General features: G+C 40.8%; 17 protein-coding genes. 4 read left to right on the forward strand and 13 right to left on the reverse strand.

All coding sequences use genetic code 11. The features are described 5' to 3' along the window. Positions 1-168: 168 nt before the first annotated feature. The 4 genes from mntR to V7654_RS16105 form a co-directional block, all read right to left on the reverse strand. Positions 169-591, reverse strand: coding sequence for a transcriptional regulator MntR (gene mntR, locus V7654_RS16090; RefSeq protein ID WP_335431631.1), 423 nt, complete (start codon positions 589-591; stop codon positions 169-171). A gap of 70 nt (positions 592-661) precedes the next feature. After that, complete coding sequence (locus tag V7654_RS16095) at positions 662-2,839, reverse strand: DNA topoisomerase III (RefSeq protein WP_335431632.1); 2,178 nt, start codon at positions 2,837-2,839, stop codon at positions 662-664. A 167-nt stretch (positions 2,840-3,006) separates the two neighbouring features. Beyond that, entirely contained in the window at positions 3,007-3,294 is a 288-nt protein-coding gene (locus V7654_RS16100) for a hypothetical protein (protein WP_335431633.1), read from the reverse strand. Between the two features lie 59 nt (positions 3,295-3,353). Further along, on the reverse strand, positions 3,354-4,340 hold the full coding sequence (locus tag V7654_RS16105; protein ID WP_335431635.1) for an HD-GYP domain-containing protein: 987 nt from the start codon (positions 4,338-4,340) through the stop codon (positions 3,354-3,356). A gap of 349 nt (positions 4,341-4,689) precedes the next feature. Here V7654_RS16105 and cspD point away from each other — a divergent pair, with 349 nt between their 5' ends. Beyond that, positions 4,690-4,890 (forward strand): cold-shock protein CspD, encoded by a 201-nt coding sequence (gene cspD, locus V7654_RS16110; protein ID WP_023627628.1) that lies wholly within the window; start codon positions 4,690-4,692, stop codon positions 4,888-4,890. 63 nt (positions 4,891-4,953) lie between these two features. Here the strand turns inward: cspD and V7654_RS16115 are convergent, their stop codons facing one another. Next, entirely contained in the window at positions 4,954-5,130 is a 177-nt protein-coding gene (locus V7654_RS16115; RefSeq protein WP_335431637.1) for a zinc-finger domain-containing protein, read from the reverse strand. A gap of 25 nt (positions 5,131-5,155) precedes the next feature. After that, complete coding sequence (locus V7654_RS16120; protein ID WP_335431639.1) at positions 5,156-5,812, reverse strand: reverse transcriptase-like protein; 657 nt, start codon at positions 5,810-5,812, stop codon at positions 5,156-5,158. Positions 5,813-6,013: 201 nt separating this feature from the next. On the opposite strand from V7654_RS16120, the gene V7654_RS16125 reads away from it, so the two are divergent. Continuing rightward, entirely contained in the window at positions 6,014-6,418 is a 405-nt protein-coding gene (locus tag V7654_RS16125; protein ID WP_335431640.1) for a reverse transcriptase-like protein, read from the forward strand. A 2-nt stretch (positions 6,419-6,420) separates the two neighbouring features. Continuing rightward, complete coding sequence (locus V7654_RS16130) at positions 6,421-7,359, forward strand: DMT family transporter (RefSeq protein ID WP_335431641.1); 939 nt, start codon at positions 6,421-6,423, stop codon at positions 7,357-7,359. 21 nt (positions 7,360-7,380) lie between these two features. On the opposite strand, the gene V7654_RS16135 is transcribed toward V7654_RS16130, so the two are convergent. Both V7654_RS16135 and V7654_RS16140 read right to left on the reverse strand, forming a co-directional pair. Beyond that, complete coding sequence (locus V7654_RS16135) at positions 7,381-7,650, reverse strand: DUF6123 family protein (protein WP_335431643.1); 270 nt, start codon at positions 7,648-7,650, stop codon at positions 7,381-7,383. Between the two features lie 66 nt (positions 7,651-7,716). Beyond that, the gene (locus tag V7654_RS16140; protein ID WP_207499736.1) at positions 7,717-8,178 is read right to left on the reverse strand and encodes a divergent PAP2 family protein; all 462 of its coding nucleotides are present in this window, start codon (positions 8,176-8,178) and stop codon (positions 7,717-7,719) included. A 149-nt stretch (positions 8,179-8,327) separates the two neighbouring features. Between V7654_RS16140 and sspL the strand changes: the two genes are divergently transcribed. Next, entirely contained in the window at positions 8,328-8,459 is a 132-nt protein-coding gene (gene sspL, locus V7654_RS16145) for a small, acid-soluble spore protein L (RefSeq protein WP_335375870.1), read from the forward strand. A 58-nt stretch (positions 8,460-8,517) separates the two neighbouring features. Here the strand turns inward: sspL and V7654_RS16150 are convergent, their stop codons facing one another. The 5 genes from V7654_RS16150 to V7654_RS16170 all read right to left on the reverse strand — a co-directional run bounded on the left by V7654_RS16150 (position 8,518) and on the right by V7654_RS16170 (position 16,361). After that, on the reverse strand, positions 8,518-9,411 hold the full coding sequence (locus tag V7654_RS16150; RefSeq protein ID WP_335431644.1) for a 5'-3' exonuclease: 894 nt from the start codon (positions 9,409-9,411) through the stop codon (positions 8,518-8,520). A gap of 114 nt (positions 9,412-9,525) precedes the next feature. Beyond that, positions 9,526-10,371, reverse strand: coding sequence for a sulfurtransferase (locus V7654_RS16155; protein WP_335431645.1), 846 nt, complete (start codon positions 10,369-10,371; stop codon positions 9,526-9,528). A gap of 211 nt (positions 10,372-10,582) precedes the next feature. Continuing rightward, positions 10,583-14,242 (reverse strand): dynamin family protein, encoded by a 3,660-nt coding sequence (locus V7654_RS16160; protein ID WP_335431646.1) that lies wholly within the window; start codon positions 14,240-14,242, stop codon positions 10,583-10,585. Positions 14,243-14,704: 462 nt separating this feature from the next. Further along, entirely contained in the window at positions 14,705-15,274 is a 570-nt protein-coding gene (locus V7654_RS16165; protein WP_335431647.1) for an isoprenylcysteine carboxyl methyltransferase family protein, read from the reverse strand. Between the two features lies 1 nt (position 15,275). Next, on the reverse strand, positions 15,276-16,361 hold the full coding sequence (locus V7654_RS16170) for a type III polyketide synthase (protein WP_335431649.1): 1,086 nt from the start codon (positions 16,359-16,361) through the stop codon (positions 15,276-15,278). Between the last annotated feature and the right edge of the window lie 154 nt (positions 16,362-16,515).

Raw genomic sequence — 16,515 nt, forward strand, 5'->3', positions numbered from 1 at the left:
AAAAGCCGGTAGTTGGGCTTTTTCATAATTCTTCCGCGGAAAGTGAAGCGACTGGAACGGAAATCAACAGCCCCATTTCTCCTCAAAACAAAAAAAACTGTTAACAAGCTCGATTTTTCATCGAGTTTGTCTACAGTCTGAAACACCTGACTCTTGTCAGGTGTTTTTTCATTCTTCTTCATTTCGCTTCTGGATTGCCCTTAACTCTTCTACTCGGGATTGATCTTCTTCAAAATATTGTACGAGGTCCCCAATCCTGTCGATTGCGTCCCAGCTTAAATGATGCTCAATTCCTTCAACATCATTGTAAATATTCTCATCCTTAACGCCAATGACCTTAAGTAATTGTTCCAGCAACTCATGGCGGTAGACCAATCGCTTGCCGGTCTTAATTCCCTTTGGTGTCAGCATCAGGCCACGATATTTTTCATAGACTAAAAATTGATCCTTATCAAGCTTCTGGACCATCTTGGTTACCGAGGAGGGATGGACGGATAATGCTTCTGCGATATCCGATACACGGGCGTAGCCCTTCTCTTCTATCAAAATATATATTTGTTCAATGTAATCTTCCATACTGGGTGTTGTCATCCCTTGACCTCCAATGCTTAAACAATAGCCATATTAAAGTGTACTATAGAAGAACAGGAGTGACAAGGCGTTATCCTTCTTGCTTGATTGGCTGCAGGGCTAAATCAAACTTTAATTTCTTTTCCTGCTCGTCCCAATAAAGCATGGCGGCAAACGGTTTATCTTTTCCCTGAAAACCTTCAATGATATCCGTTTTACCTTCTGCTAACAGTTTTTTGATATTCTTTTGGGTAATCGTTTTACCAAGGATCTGTTTGGACAGCGTGAAATCACATTTTGTTTTCTGATAGTTAGAACAACCATAAAATGCCCCTTTATCGACTACCATTCCATCACACTTTTTGCATTTGCCGAGGCTCGCGCTTCTGCGAGCTCCCCCGCTTTTCTTCCCAGGTACGAAGGCACTGGTCAATTCATCAGAGAATGTCCAGCCCGATGATCCTTCAGATGTTTCCGCTACAAGATGCTTTATCATTTTAGAGGTCTGGTCAATGAATTGTTTCGGAGACGCTTCTCCCTCGCCAATTTGGTGCAGCCGCTGCTCCCATTTGGCTGTCATTTCAGGTGAGGCAAGGACTTGACCGCCAATAGCAGCAACTAGGATTTTCGCTTTTGCAGTTGCATAAACGAGATTCTTTTTAACATCTATATAGGCGCGGTCCTTAAGCATTGTAATAATACCTGCCCTGGTTGCTTCAGTTCCAAGACCTTCTGCCTTCATCAAAACCTTTTCGAGTTCTTTATCTTCTATATGTTTTCCAGCTGTTTTCATAAGTGTAATCAGCTGGCCTTCTGTCAGCCTTTTGGGTGGTTGGGTTTTGCTTTCCTTTACCTCAGCTTTCACCACATTGCCGCTTTCTCCTTGCTGAACTGCAGGAAGCTCAGGCTCCTTGTCTGCTTCTTTTTGCGGAAGCACCTTCTTCCACCCCTCTTCCAGCTGAACCTTGCCTTTTGAAATGAATTCAGCCCTGCCGTCGACAACGGTTTTAATCGTTGTATACTCCGCGGCATAAGGTCCGTAATGAGCTGCTATCAAGGTTCTCGCCAGTAAGTCATAAAGCTTTTGCTCATCTCCTGATAGCCTGCTCAGGTTAGGCACCTGTTCAGTCGGGATAATGGCGTAGTGGTCGGTTACTTTCTTTTCGTTCACATACCGCTTATTATTTTCAATTGACGATATAGCTAAAGGAAAAAACGGCTCGTACTCAGGGATTGCTTGCAATTTTTTTAATATTGCAGGAAACCCTTCTGCTTCTCCTGGGGTTACATATCTGGAATCGGAACGAGGGTAGGAAACAATTCCTCTTTGATAGAGTCCCTGCAGGGTATCCAGCGTTTTTTTCGGTGACATTTTAAAGCGGCGGTTCGCCTCAGCTTGTATCGCTGAAAGGTTGTACAATAATGGCGGTAGAAATTCCTTTTTCTCGGAATTTACATCTGCAGCAATAGCCTCTTTCCCATTACAAAAAGCGGCGATTTTTTCAGCCATTTCCTTCGAGGAAATTCTTGAATCTCCATTTTTCTCCCATTTCCCGCTGTATTTTTTGCTATTGATATTAAATTTCCCAAACACTTCCCAAAATGGCTCAGAGACAAAATTTTCTATCTCCAGCTCTTTTTTGACAATCAAGGCAAGAGTGGGAGTTTGTACCCTTCCTACTGAAAATACGTCCGAGTATCCTTTCTTCTGAAGGAGAATTGTGTAGAGTCTAGAAGCATTCATTCCCACAACCCAATCAGCACACGCCCTTGTATAGGCTTCAAAATATAAGTTTTTAGTATCAGACTCGTTTAGTAATTTCTGAAAACCCTCTTTAATCGCTTTTGGAGTAAGCGAAGAGATCCAAAGTCTTTTCATCGGTTTAGTGCATCCTGCAAGGCGGAGAACGTTCCTGATGATCAGCTCACCCTCCCGCCCCGCATCTCCTGCATGAATAATCTCCGAAACCTGTGGATCTGTGGCCAGCTTTTTTATAATTGTGAATTGTTTAGCTTTAGATTTAACAACTTCATATTTAAAATGTTCCGGAATGATCGGCAAAGTTTCGAGTGACCACTTTTTCCATGAAGGGTTGTATTTTTCCGGGGAGGACAGCTCAGTTAGGTGTCCAATCGCCCACGATACATATGCCCCTTTCGGAAAGATGTCATTAGGGAGGATCTCTATGAATCCTTCCCTTTTTTTCGTTTTGAAGACGGAGGCCAGCGTTCTGCCCTGGTCAGGCTTTTCCGCAACAATCAGTTTCATATTCTCCTCCTGTGTTACATTAATAGGTATATTATTTTAGTCTCGATTTCTATTTTATATGTTCGTTGACATTAGCGTAAAGGACTTTTATCTCAGCTTAAGCCAGACAGTAAGTATATTCACAAAAAATTAAACAGGCAGCCGATTCCTCAGCTGCCCTCAAAAAATTAATTCTCAAATGGTTCTATTATGTTTTGGTCGTTGATGTACCACCGATCCCTGGAAACAACAGCGGAGACTGTCAAGATTAATGAAGGGACTTTTTCTATCCGGATCACTATTGCCCCAATCTGCTGATGGAAAATGATAAAGGACTCACCATGTGAAAAACCTGCCCACTGTGGCCCCATAATGGCGATTGATCGGATAATGCCCTCTTTTTCTCTTGCTTCAAGGGAAAGATGCGGAGAAAAAATAATGATCCAATTCTCATCGCCAATTGAAAAACGGTACATGCCCTCACCCTTTTAAAGATCTTAATAGACTATTAAAAGATATGAAATGCAGCAGTGAATTATACCCCTACGATGGAATCATTTAAAACCCTGGAAATCCGCAAACCCCGGTTCAGCCTTAGATCAATTAGCGTATCTTCTGACTTAATCAGGGCCCTTAAAGGCTCATATGGATCGACCATAATAATCGTGCCTTCTTCTCCGCTGCTCAAGAGCACACGCCGGCCAACAAGGCTGTCCATGATCCTAAACAGGAAAACCATCATTATTTTCGGATCAAACTTACCAAAGACATCATTTTGCATTTGTGAAATGACGATGTGGAAGGGCTCAGCCTGATGATAAACCCTGGATGATGACATCGCATGGTAAACATCAGCTATAGCGACGACTTTAGCAAGCTTGTCTATTTTTTCGCTCTGCAGATGGAAAGGATATCCTCCGCCGTCCTCTCGTTCATGATGCTGGAGCGCAATTAATGCCACCCGCTCGTTTATTTCAGGAATATCCTGCAGTAATTTATAACCATACACTGTGTGGCGTTTCATTTCCCTGTATTCTTCCTGTGTCAGCCTGCCAGGCTTATTAAGGATGTCTGAGGGCACTCTTGCTTTGCCAATATCATGAAGGGTAGCTCCAAGTGAAAGGTCAAACAATTCTGCTTGGCTCAAATTCAGCCACTTTCCGATTAATGTTGCAATGATTCCGACACATACAGTATGTCTGTAAGTGTATTCGTCTTTACTCTTTAATTCATAGAATAAGTGGTAAATATGTGGAATCTCCGCAGCTTGTCTGATTGCCGGCATGATATCATTCTTGATCTCGCTAATCGGCACTACACCAGTTTTGGCAACTATATCAAAAATTTCTTCCATTTGTCTTGACGCAACATTAATTTTCTTGGCAACTTCATCTAGTCTGCTATTTACCTGACGTTGTACTGGCTGGCTCTTATTGACATCACTATTTCTTATGGAATCTAATAACCTATCTATTTCCTGATCTGATAAAGACGTTAAAGCTGAGGGAGCGGCTTTTTTCATTAGTACCCTCCTATAATCGCTATTATTTAGGCTCCAGAATGTTCCCTTTCTAAAGGAATATTAAAATGGGAATCCAGCCTCGATAAGAAAATAATAACAAATTTTTCCGTAAATAGGAACGGGAGAGAGATAAAATTCAATTTATTTATAATTTATTTAATTTTTAGATTATTAAAATATAATGCGCTTTCATTCCTTGACTGCCTTATGCCCAATATTGTATATTTAATACATCATTTAACAGTATATATTTGCCTCATGGAACAAAAAGCAAGTGTATCCTTTAGATGATAATATTCAACTCTGACACAAGCTTTGTGTCTCGAAAGACATGGGAGGAAAGTTTAGCATGCAAAATGGTAAAGTAAAATGGTTCAACAATGAAAAAGGTTTTGGTTTCATCGAAGTAGAAGGCGGAGACGATGTTTTCGTTCACTTCTCAGCAATCCAGGGAGATGGCTATAAGTCATTAGAAGAAGGCCAGGAAGTTTCTTTCGAAATCGTTGAAGGAAACCGTGGACCTCAGGCTGCAAACGTAGTTAAACTATAATTTAAAAATGTTGAAGGCTGGCGCTCGACGCCAGCCTTTTTTGATATTTATGAAATCAAATACTTACTTAAGTTTCTCTCCACAGGACTTGATCTGATTCCCGACTGTACAGTCAGTAATACAGAATCTATGGGCAAATCTTTTCCCCTTTTCAACCTGGTGGTGCTTCTTCAAGAAACAGCCATTACAATACGTACTGAGCAATGTTTCAACCTCAGCAAGGATTTCCTTCCGCGTCAAGCTCTTCCCGCCTTTCCCATTGGCTTTATAATATTTGCATTTTACTGTTGATGAATTTTCCTTGGAGTGCCTGTGTAGCTAATTTATCTGCTTCTTTATTTTCTTTTCTGCCAACGGGATTATATTTGGGATATAGGCCGAGATTCTTTATTTTATTCTCTATTCGGTCCAGCCAGCGGTTAAGAGTTTCTTCATAGCAAGGCCATTCCCCTTCAAGCTGTTTAAGCACGACTTGAGAGTCTCCCTTAAATTCGCATGACATATTACGGACACCCATCTCATCCAGTATCGTAAGGGCAAAATAAAGAGCAGCATACTCGGCTTCATTATTCGTTTCAAGCTCATCAAATAATTCATTGGCACGCAGCCTGTATTTTTTCTTGCCCTGCTTAAAATAAATGATTGCCCCTAGCCCTGCCTTATTAGATTCCCTTTCAAAGCCTCCGTCAAAATAGACAGTAAGATCATGGGGCTCCTCTTCCACTTCAGCAAGGAGCTTCCGCATCTCTTTCATACTCCATGAAGTTCCGATTTCATCTATGAAGTTAATCTCACCTGCCCTGCCTGATCTTTCGAGCTCTTCCCCGGCTTGCAATGCATGCTCCCCATCAAGGAAGTCAGAGCTGAACAGAATGGTTTCTATTCCCTTTGCTTTAAATTCCCACTCTAATTTATACTTCATGATTTCAACCTCACCATCTCCTTGGGTTTGAGTCCTCCCTAGCGCTTGGATTATTTTTATTTATCTTACCCATTTTGTATGCCAGTTACAATGAAAAGGGTGCAGATTACCTCGGTTGCGAAATTGCATTTTTTTATATTCAGGCAGTCCTATTATGATACACTATCTATTATCTGTATAAACAACCAGGAGGGGTCTTCTTTGATCGAAGTTTACATTGACGGTGCAAGTGCGGGCAATCCGGGTCCCAGCGGAGCAGGCATTTTCATAAAAGGTGAAGGGGAAGTATACAGGCATTCAATTCCTCTTGGCGTCATGTCTAACCACGAAGCTGAATATTATGCATTTATAAAAGCTTTAGAAATTTGTCTTGAAAAAGGTTTCAGCGTAGTATCGTTCAGGACGGATTCCCAGCTGGTTAATGCTGCCGTAGAGAAGGAATTCGTCAAGAATAAACTATATGCTCCCCTTTTGGAAAAAGCACTTGAGCTTGCTGGACAATTCGACCTTTTTTTCATGAAGTGGATACCATCAAGTGAGAATAAAACAGCAGATGAGCTTGCCAGGAAAGCCATCAGGGAAAACAACATGAAAGGAACTCCATAATAATGAAAGCATCTACGTTTGCAGATCTAAGCCTTTTATTTGTTGCACTGATTTGGGGTGCAACATTTGTTCTTGTCCAAAATGCCATTTCATTTCTTGAACCACTTTCTTTTAACGCTGTACGCTTTACTGCAGCTGCTATACTATTAGGTCTCTGGCTTGTTGTTTTTGAACGAGAACAGCTGAAAAAGCTTGATAAAAAATTGTTGACGTCTGGCATGATGGTAGGTTTTTTCCTTTTCATTGGATATGCGTTTCAAACGCTTGGACTTCTATATACCACTTCTTCAAAAGCAGGCTTCATTACCGGACTCAGCGTTGTCCTTGTTCCCTTGCTCATGATAGCGGTCTTGAAGCAAAGGCTTGGGATCAATTCGATTGCCGGGGTTGCTGCTGCCACTGCAGGATTGTATCTTTTGACAATGTCCGATGTTTCAAGCCTTAATATCGGTGATGGTTTTGTTCTTATATGCGCAGCTGGCTTCGCTCTCCATATATTGTTCACAGGAAAATACAGCAGCAGCTATCCTACACTGCTCTTGACAACGGTACAAATTGCGACCGTAGCCATGTTATCTGCGATTTCTGCAGTTTTTTTCGAGGATTGGAGACGGGCTTTCAATCCAGAAATCATTTTTTCAAGAAAAGTAGTCATGGCTTTACTGATTACTTCCGTTCTTGCTACTGCACTTGCGTTCTTTATCCAAACCAATTTTCAAAAGCATACAACAGCGACCCGTGTAGCCCTTATTTTTGCGATGGAACCGGTTTTTGCTGCGATTACTGCATTCTTCTGGGCTGATGAAAGACTTACATCTAGCGCACTCATAGGCTGCGGCCTCATTTTTGCAGGTATGGTCTTTGCGGAATTGCCTCCACAACGGTTCGAAAATCTTCTCAGAAAAATACATCCAAAAAAAGAAGCTGACTTCGAAGCATGATATGCTTTGAAGTCAGCTTTTTTATACAGCCAATAATTCAATCTCTTTTACAAACTGCAGAGCTGCTTTGCGAGAATATATTTTATTAGAAGCGAACGTTTCCAGCAATGAAATATAAAAGCTTCCGTCAAATTTCTTTTGAGCTTTAAGGGTAATTTCAATTGCTGCATTGGTGATTTCATCTGTAGAATTCGTATAATGCTGGCCGAAATAAATAAATCCAACCGCATCTTCACGCAACTGAAACCCTTTGCTCTTCAAATGAAGCAAATAATCTTCAACTGTCCGCACTGACTTAATCAATCCTCTCTTCAGGCCATGTTCTAATAAAATCTTACCGCAAACTCCGAGGATTTTCTATCGTTTTTTTGTAAGATGGTATCCAGCAAATCCCATCAGCGCACCCAGAAGCGCACCTCCAAGTACTTCTTTAGGCTGATGGCCCAGCATCTCCTTTAGCGGATCAGGAGATTTTTCTTCGAATTCCACTGGGTCATCTTCCTTAATTTTATCAATTAATTCATCCAGGTCATTTACTTTAAGGGTCAGCTCGCCTGTCTGCCTTCTGATGCCCTGTGCATCATACATGACGATCATTCCATAGACCAGGGATAGTGCGAAATCAACTGTCCGCACCCCTTTTGTGAGAGCGATATAAGTAGTAAGTGAAGAAACTCCAGCAGAATGGGAACTAGGCATTCCGCCTGTAGCCAGAAATAAATCTGGCTTCCATTCCTTCGTTTTAGCATAATGAATCGGTATTTTTAAGGCCTGAGCCAGGCCAATACTTGATAACGCAATAACAACACCTTTATTCATCAATCGTCACCTCCATGTTATTTTGAAGAAAAATGAGTGCTTTTATTCTTGTAAGTTCATAATAAGAATCAAGCAGTTATTAGACAACCTATAAAGGTTAATTCACTTTTTCAAGCCATCTTAAACTAAAAATTTTGGAGGGATGAATGATGAGCAAAAAACGAAACAGAGGAACAAAGGCACCTGGTGTAAATCCACAAGGCTTTGGGCAGGACGCAGAGTTTGCTGAAGAACCAAAGTCAAAGCTCGAAAATGCAGCTAAGAAGAAAAACACTAAGTAAGATACTTAGATTTTTGTCTAGTTCATAAAAAAAACGGCTGTTGCCAGCCGTTTTCTTTTTATGCATACATAGTGTCGTTTTCAAATAAGCGGTGAAGTCCTTTTAACTCCACTTCGCTGAACTTAGCCTGTACCTTTTCTCTGTCGATTCTAAAGAGAGCTTCATCGATACAGCATTCCACCGGCACATCGCATTTGATTTCTGCAAGCTGTCTGCTTAAATGCAGCATCTCCATGTCTGCCTCGATCTTTGCTCGCTGGGATTTAGTCAGTTGATGCAGGTTTGCAAGGACTCCATCGACATTGCCATGATCCTGAAGCAGCTTCAGCGCTGTTTTTTCACCGATTCCGCGGACTCCAGGATAATTATCACTTGGATCCCCCATGAAAGCTTTCAAATCGATCATTTGTTCAGGCCATATTCCCTTTTCAGCGTATAGTGTTTCACGATTGTGGACGACATAGTTTCCATAACCCTTTTGCAGTAAAACGACGGAAACACGGTCATCAATCAGCTGTAGGATGTCCTTATCTCCTGTCAGGATCGATACAGTATCAACCTCGCTTGCCGTCCTAGCGATAGTTCCTATGCAGTCATCCGCCTCATAGCCTGGGAGTCCAATGTTAGGTACATCAAGAGCTTCCACAATTTCTTTCACAAGGTCGAACTGAGGAATAAGCTCAATTGGCGCCTCTGGTCTGTTTGCCTTATATGAATCAAACATTTCTGTGCGGAAAGTTTTGCTTCCCATATCCCAGCAAACTGCTGCGTGGGTAGGTTTAAATGTTGAAATTGCTGTCGCAAAGTGTTTAACGAAACCGTGAATTGCGTTTGTCGGTACACCCTTAGAATTTATCATGAATTGTCCGGAAACGGCTGTGGCAAAAAATGCCCTGAATAATAATGCCATCCCGTCTACAAGCAAAAGTGAAGTTTTATTATTATTTTCCAAGCTGAAACCTCCATTAGTGATAAATTTCAGAAGCCTCTTGCCTGTTCAGCAAGCGTAGTATGTGGTTCAACCTGTCTATTATACCATAAAACTGGAGCTATTTTTCTCAATTTATCAGCTCCCTGCATTTCCCTTCTCCACAGGATTTTCTTCATATGATACCCAATCGCTGTAGCTGCCTGCATAAAGCCTGACATTGCTGTATCCCGCTTCCTTCAAGGCAATGTAGTTTGGAGTGGCAGTTACACCAGAACCGCAATAAACAATAATCGGCTTATCTTTTGCGATATCTGCAAATCTATTTTCCTGTTCAGTTTTTGGTTTAAAAAAACCATTTTCAAGTCCTTCCATCCACGGCTTGTTAATCGCAGTGGGTATATGACCAGCAATCCGGTCAATTGGTTCCTCGATGCCGAGATAGCGCTTTTGTTCCCGTGAATCAATAAGCACGTTATCTCGATCCCGATTAAGAACAATGTCCTTTACCTCTTCATAGGAAGCCAGTAAATCCTTGTTTAATGAAATAACAAAAACCGCTTTATCATATTTGGGAATCTCATGATCTACTGGGTATCCCGCATTCTTCCAGGCTTCAATTCCCCCGTTAAGTATATAAACCTTTTCATGTCCAACATACTTTAGCAGCCACCAGAACCTGGAAGCATATGCTCCTTCTTTCGAGTCGTAGGCAATTAATATCGTATCATTACTGATTCCCGACTCTTCAAGCTTTCTTTTCAATTGATCCTGCTTAGGGAGCGGGTGCCGACCTCCATGGGTTTCCACAGCACCAGATAAATCTTTTTCCAAATCGAAATAAACGGCTCCAGGGATGTGGCCGTGGTCATATTGAGTTCGCCCTGCCTCCGGATCGCCAAGCTTGTAGCTGCAATCAACGATCCTTATATCCCTGTCAACTAGATGGTCCTTTAACCATTTGGAATCAACTTGATATTGCAAGAAAATCACTCCCCATTTTCCTGGCTATCTCTAGCCATTAATTTTTTCACATTTTCTTTTGGATCCCAGCAGTCAAATTGATAATGGGTCTTCGTTTCAAATCCCAGCCTTGCACAATAATACTTCAGAGTTTTCCCGGATTTTTCTAATCTGAAATTAACGCAGCTGGCGCATGCATGAAAACGGCTATGCTTCATTCTTTATACAACCTTTATTGATAGTTTTTAATCTTTTCCAATGAAGTTTTAACCATTGCAATCGAAAAATTATCTTCTAGCGCTGAACTTATTCCCTCAAAATAGTCATTGATTTGCTCTGCAACATCATTCTGGACGCTTTCAAAGGCAAAATTCATTTCCTGGATATAATGTGTTTTAAGTCTTGTATTTTCTGCTTCGAGATACTCTCCAGCAGGAGACTGAAGCTGTCTCTCCACTTCTTCACTCATTAGCTTCTTTTCGTTTTTTTCAAAGAACGCTTTTGGATTTTTAAACATTCCCATCGCCTTTTTAAAATGGCTGCGGTCAAGGTTCTGGAAGGCTGTTTCAAAATCCAGGCCAGTAAGAGAAGTATTTTCAGAGAAAGACAAGGACAAAGACTTATTGATTTTGATTAATTCAGCAAATAGTGATTGCTGAAATTCTTTTAAAAGCCAATCGATAAATGCCTCTATTCTTAACGAAGTCGCCCTCATTTCCTGGGCAAAGTCATACCCGATGCTTTCAATCAATTCTTCTAGCGCCGTTTCCAGAGCTTTTCTTAGATTTCTGCCATCATCCTTCAGAAGCGCCGGATTAAAGGATTCTTTGAAGAACTCTCCGAATCGTATAAATACTCTTCGACGGATATAATAAGTCAATTCGTCCGCTTCCTGTGTCAGACGCTCTCCAAGGAGCTCTGTTGTTTTATTTGATAAAATGGACAGCATTTTTTCCTGTTCCATCTGAAGTTTTTCACGTTTTTCAGCTTTGGCCGCTTTGTCTTCTTCAGCTGAAACAATCATTTCTTCAATTAACATGACAGCCTGCTGCCATTTTGCCTCTGCAGCATCTGAAGCCATATTCATAAGATCATTTGTGATAAATGAAAAAAAGGCCTGCTCAAACCTATTGAAAAGCGGATTCTCCCCAATCTGCGGATCCAGCTTGGCTTTTAAGCCCATCAAGCTTGAAACAGGGAAAAGATGCGGTTTTCTGATTCCGTATTGGACTAGCTGTCCCTCGACATATTCGAGTACAGCTTTCTGTTCTTCCTCTGAGCTTGCTAGATCGACTGCGTTGACAATAAAGAACATTTTATCAAGCTCAAAAGTATCTTTCACCCTTCCAAGCTGGATCAGGAACTCTCGGTCCGCTTTGGAGAAAGCGTGGTTATAATAGGTTACAAATAAAATAGCATCAGAGTTCTTGATATAATCAAAGGCCACACCTGTATGGCGGGCATTGATTGAGTCAGCACCAGGTGTATCTACTAATGTGATTCCTTCCCGGGTCAGCTCACAGTCATAATAAACTTCTATCCACTCGACGAAGCAAGACTTTTCTTCTTCGGCCACATAACCGCGGAAGGACTCAAGATCCACAAACAGCAATTTACCAAATTGATGATTAAAATGAGCGAATCCTTTTGCATATGCCTGCAGGAATGAAAAGTGAGTTTTTTCAACTGCACTAAATCCGTTATCCTCCCACTTAAGGTTGTTGATCTGTTGTATTGCATTATTTAAATCCGTTGATTTCTGCCCAAACAATCCGAGCGAACGCTCAACCTCTTTGAGCAATGCCGCTGCATCCTTGATTTTTACGACCACACTTCCATGTGGATGCTCAGCTGTGACTGGCTTTATTTTATTGATTGCGGCCGTTGTAGGGTTAGGAGAAACAGGGAGAAGCCGTTCGCCGACCAGTGCATTTGCAAATGATGATTTCCCAGCGCTGAAAGCTCCAAATAACGCGACTGTGAATTCTCTTTCCTTTAAACTTGCCGCTTTCTCTTTTAACTCTCTGGCAATTTTTTTCAATCCCGGAATCCCTTCAATTTCAGAAGATGTATATGCCAGTTTATCCACTAATGACTGCTGTTTTTCATGATATTCATCAATAGTACTTACATGTTTTTCACTTTGTGAATTTATTGCAGCGATTTTTTCGGTCTGCTCAATTACCGTCTCGGGAACAGCAGGCTCAAGTTTTTCAATTACCTCCGGTTCATCTTCCAAAGGTTTGAAGATGCTGAATTCATCCTGACCGTACTCATGGACAGCATCTCCATACAATATCTCAGACACCTTCCGCCTGTGCCCATTTAGCTCATCCTGTATTGCCAGCATTCCATTCCATGCGGCAAGGAGAGTTTCAAGTTCCCCTTCCTCAGCTGAAAGTGCATGCAGTTCTTCATCTTCATTTACTTTTACATTTCCAATAAAAAGTTCTTTAATAGGCTCCAGTTTCCTCCTGACGAGATTTTTCAGATTATCCGCGACATCATTTGTATAGTTCAGCACATACTCTCCTGACAATCTCGCACCAGGTTTAATAGCGTCTTTTAATAAATCTATACCAAAATCGACCTTAAATCCCTGCGCTGCTTTCAAAAGATCCTGCGTTACAATTTCATGTTTTTTGAACAGTTTTGTTAAAAAGTCTTTTATATGCCAATCAAGCTGGGATTGGACCTTTTCATCGAGATCAGTGTAGAAGATTTCCAGCCTCGACAATCTTTCCTGTTCGGTTTTTTGTTTTGAGAAAAACAACCCTACCTTAAAATCAGGCTGATTTGCCTGAAGAAAGGCCTCAGCAAGTGTTCTAGTTTCGAATGGCATCAAATAAGCATTTTTCAAGATATCATTGATTCCTGAAATAAACTCTTTTTCAACATTCCGTTCATTGATCAGCTGATTCTTTTTAACTCTTAATTTCTCGAGCTTCACTGGGAGCTGCGGCCTTTCGTTTTCCGGGATTTCTTCGAGAATCACTTCAAACTCCCTCAGCTTTTCTTCGACTGTTTGAAGCATGTGTGTCAAATGGTCTTCCGATAACTTTTCCATTGACCTGAAAATCGAGATTGGGAGGATGTCTTTTCTTTTACTCTTGCGTTCTTTGATGAATTCGCGAAGCTCGCTAAATTGATTAAACGGTCCCTCCTTATCCCTCAAGCTTGTATAGAAAATGCCAGAGTGCTTCACTCCCCAACCCGCAAAGGATGTTTCAACACTTTCCTTAAACTGCTCAAACGAAAGCTCTGCTTCCTGATGTTTATCAATTTGATTAATGATCAGATACAGTTCTTTTCCTGCGTCCGTCAATTCCTTAGTGAACATGAAGTTCATTTCCGACTGTACATGATTGTAATCCATCACATAAAAAACGATATCTGACAGATGCAGTGCTGATTCAGTTGCTATTCGGTGAGCATCATCAGTTGAGTCAATGCCTGGCGTATCCATGATAACGGCTTCTTTGAGGAATTCAACTCCGTTATGGCTTATTTCAATTGCCTCTATTTGATCACCGTCTTTGCAATATGATTTAACCGTTTCATAATCATATGGCGCCGGGTAAAGCCGTGAACCTCCTTGTTTAAAGAAAACCTTTGCATATTCGGTTCCTGATTTTATCCGCACTAAATTTGCGCTTGTTGGAATGGGACTGGACGGCAAAATATTCTCACCGATAAGCCTGTTGATCATACTCGATTTACCTGCGGAAAAGTGGCCGCAAAATGCAATCGAGAATTCCTCTTCAAGTGATTTCCTGCCCAACTCCCTAATCTTTTCAGCAATATCATTATCCTTGTTGGATTGTATTAGTTTATAAAGTGATAGTATCTTTCCAAGAAGTTTTCGATCTTGCTGTGCTATTGTCTGGCCCATTCTATTTACCCCTTGTGACAAATTTGTGAATGACTTTATTTTATATGATTTTTCGCGCTTTTCCTATAATTACATTTTCGAAATAGGCTCTTTTCGTAAACTAAACTTCTCATGAACTATGAAGTCTGATTCTTTATGTATTTTGAAATATCTTGAGAAGATACCTAAAAAAGAGCATTTTGCTGAGTTTTTATCTCGTGAGGATTTTTATTAAATTATGCACAAATATAAAAACCCGGACCTGGGCCCGGGCTTGTTCTAATTGAGAATCTATTTTTTTATTGTGGTTTAAGTACGTTGCTTAAAACATATTTCATAAGTAAAGAATAAGCTGCTATAGTGGACACGACTAACATAGAAACCATTAATAACACCATCCTTAGAGTTCAATATTAACTGAGAACTATTTTCATCTTTAAGAAAAGTGTATCATCAATGATTATCATTTTCAATGAAAACTAGCTAATTGTCACACTTATTTAACAAATTTGGTACGAAGCGCCCGTGCTTACCGAATTCATCTTCATATTTTGTTAATTCTCTCAATGCTCTCTCTTCTGCGGGAATGCGAATTGAAAGAATCACGATATTCAAGAAAGTAAACAAAGCTAAAGTGAAAAACGCATTGAACATAAGCGGGATAATGATCAATTCCAATGTGACTATTAAATAGTTCGGATGCTTGATGATTTTATATGGCCCTTTTTTAACTATGTCTGCTCCTGGCAGAATAATGATTTTTGTATTCCAGAACCTTCCCAGTGAAGTCAGTGCCCAAATTCTCATCACCTGTGTAAATAAGAAAAGCGAAAGCAATATTGGCCAAAATAGTGATAAACTTTTGTGAAAATAAATCACTTCAAAAATAAAGAAGATAAAAAAGGATGTGTGGATCAATATCATCGCAGGATAGTGGCCCTTACCAAATTCAATCGCTCCTTTGCCCTTCATCCACTTTTCGTTCCTTTTAGCAATAACCAACTCTGTCAATCTCTGGAAAATGATAAATCCTATAAATACGAAAAATGCCATTCTATTCCCACCTCAAAAGCAGCAATTCCGAACTAAAGCCAGGCCCCAATGCAGCTGCCAAACCAAGGTCGCCAACGCTTGCAGTTTTCATGAACCTCCTTAACACATAAAGGATTGTTGCAGATGACATATTCCCGAATTCCTTCAGGACATTTAGCGAGATTTCTGTCATCGTTTCAGGCAACTTCAATGCTGAAACATACGCTTCAAGGACCTTTTTGCCTCCCGGATGGGCGATGAAGTGATCTAAATCGGCCACACTATATCCATTTGCCTTTAAAAAGCGAAGGACATTTGGCTGAAGCCAATTCTCGATAATTGTAGGAATGTCTTTTGAAAAAACAACGTATAGTCCTTCATTCCGTATATCCCATCCCATTACATCAAGCGAATCTGGCATCGTTGTTGATTGCGTTCCGATGATTCGTGGAGCTGATTGCTTTTTTGTTAACTGCTCAAACCCAGAATCTTCACCGCAAACAAGAGCACAGGCCACTCCATCTGCAAACAAAGATGTTCCAATCAAATTACTTTTAGACCTGTCGTTTCGCTGGAAGGTTAAACTGCAAAGTTCAATCGAGAGAACCAGCACTTTTGCTTTCGGATATGCAAGGCAGTATTCGTATGCTCGCGAAAGTCCTGATGCTCCACCCGCACAACCCAGCCCCCAAATCGGGATCCTTTTAGTATATTGTGAAGATGGCAGGATATTCATGATCCTGGCATCAATGCTCGGAGTTGCGATACCTGAACTACTAATCGTAAAGATTGCATCTATTTCCTCCAGAAACACTTCTTTTTGCAGAAATTCATCGTTAGACAGGCATTTTGTTATAGCTTCTGCTCCAAGCTCGACAGCTGTTTCGATGTAGGCATTATTTTTTTCTTGAAATGTATGATCATGCTCAAACCAATCCAGATCTTTGGCAAAATGCCTCTTCTCTATCTGTCCATTCTGGAACACAGTTAGCAGTCTTTTTATATCGCTGAACGATTCTTTAAATAGTTTTTCGGCGAACTCCATTACCTCTTCTTGTTCAATTGTATATGGCGGCAATGCTTCTGCTGCGGAAATGATTCTTGGCATATCGCTACTCTCCTCATCTATATGTACGGTTACTTTTTCCATTTACCCGAAGAGTATGCAGTCAAACTAATGATTGATCTTTATCAACTTTTAGAGCAAAGGCTCTGTTAAACAAGGCTGTTGATTTTCGTTCCAGGCGCTTCGCTTTCCGCGG

It is taken from the genome of Bacillus sp. JJ1609 (genome assembly GCF_036967045.1).
In the GTDB taxonomy this organism is placed as follows: Bacteria; Bacillota; Bacilli; order Bacillales; family Cytobacillaceae; genus Mesobacillus.